The organism is Nocardioides sp. P4_G4 (assembly GCF_056401085.1).
In genome coordinates this window covers 1-1,360 of sequence record NZ_JBFUKA010000181.1, presented here as the reverse complement: position 1 = coordinate 1,360, position 1,360 = coordinate 1, and the positions used below count along the sequence as shown (strand labels likewise).

Annotated in this window: 2 protein-coding genes; both read right to left on the bottom strand. The window is 72.8% G+C overall.

The window, feature by feature from the left end:
* On the bottom strand, positions 1–274 hold a 274-nt coding region (locus AC1DQF_RS21590), incomplete at its 3' end, for a hypothetical protein (RefSeq protein WP_477527274.1).
* Positions 275–422: 148 nt separating this feature from the next.
* Positions 423–1,187 carry a sigma-70 family RNA polymerase sigma factor gene (locus tag AC1DQF_RS21585; protein ID WP_477527273.1) on the bottom strand — a complete coding sequence of 255 codons (765 nt, stop codon included), beginning with the start codon at positions 1,185–1,187 and terminating at the stop codon, positions 423–425.
* Between the last annotated feature and the right edge of the window lie 173 nt (positions 1,188–1,360).

The window sequence follows — 1,360 nt, the reverse complement described above, 5'->3', positions numbered from 1 at the left end:
GGCGCGCCTCGTCGCCGCGGGCGCGGGCCGGGCCGGCCGCCAGGACGGTGTCGGCCTCGACCATCAGGCGCTCTCGGAGCGCGGCGGTGAAGTCGGGTCGCGCAGTGATCTCGGGGACGGCCCGCAGGTCGTCGACCACGGCCAGCAGGTCGGCGAAGCGCGTGGCGTCGTGCTCGGTCAGGGGTGGGGAGGTCGTGGACGCCCCGGCGGTACGGCGCTCCAGCAGGGCGTCGAACTCCTCCGCACGGCGTCGTGCCGAGAATGGCACAGTCATCCTGTCCGTCCTTGCGTCTCGTGCTCAGTGCCGCCCGATGCGGCCGTGCGGTGCCCCTCCACCCCGATGAACGACGCCCCGGTCGGGGAGGTTACGCAGTGTGACCCAGCGAACCGGGCGGGCTCGGACGGGCGTCGCCGGGGGGTCGTCATCGGTCCCGCATCCCCTCGGGCAGCAGCTTGGCGAGGTTGCGTACGCCGCGCAGCTGCAGCTGCTTGACGGCACCCTCGCTGCGGTCGAGGGCGAGCGCCGTCTCCGCGATGCTCATGCCCTGCAGGAAGCGCATGATGATGCACTCGCGCTGCTCGGTCGGCAGCTCGGTGAGGGCTTGGAGGAGGATCTCGTTGGTCATGCCCTCCAGCACGGCGTCCTCGGGACCGTCGGTCGCGTCGTCGTGGAGCCCCATGTCCTCCGTGGTGAGCTCGAGACGGGTGCGACCCGCCTTGTAGTGGTCGGTCAGGAGGTTGCGGGCGATGGTCATCAGCCAGGCGCCCAGGTCACGCCCCTGCCACCGGAAGTTGTTCATGCTGCGCAGGGCCCGGAAGAAGGTCTCCGAGGTGAGGTCCTCGGCCAGCGCCACCGAGCGGGTGCGGTAGTAGAGGAAGCGGTAGACCGAGGGCTGGTAGTGGTCGTAGAGCAGGCCGAACGCCTCCGTGTCGCCACCACGGGCGAGCTCCACCAGGGCGATCAGGCGGCTGCGCTCGGCCTCGTCCTCCTCCGAGGAGGTGGCCTGGTCGGCGTCGCCGTAGGGGTCRCGCCCGCCGCCGTCACGACGACCGCCCGGGGTGCCGCCGAGGGACGTGTCCGCCTCGGCGAGCAGCACGTGCCCCGCGGGTGCGGGCACGACGAGGGCGAGGCGCACGGCACGCCRCAGCGCGTCGAGTCCCCGCTCGATGTCGGTGTCACCCCACATGGCGTTCTGACGACCCTCCCAGTCGGTCCCTGCCGGGACCTACCACAGAGTAGGGAAAGTCGACGGCGTTGGGAATGGCCGCGGCCCGGGGTCGGGGCCGACCCGTACTCAGGGGTGACGCCGGCCGCGGAGGGTGGCGCCGGCGGCGACCGCGCCGCTCACCGCGCCCGCGG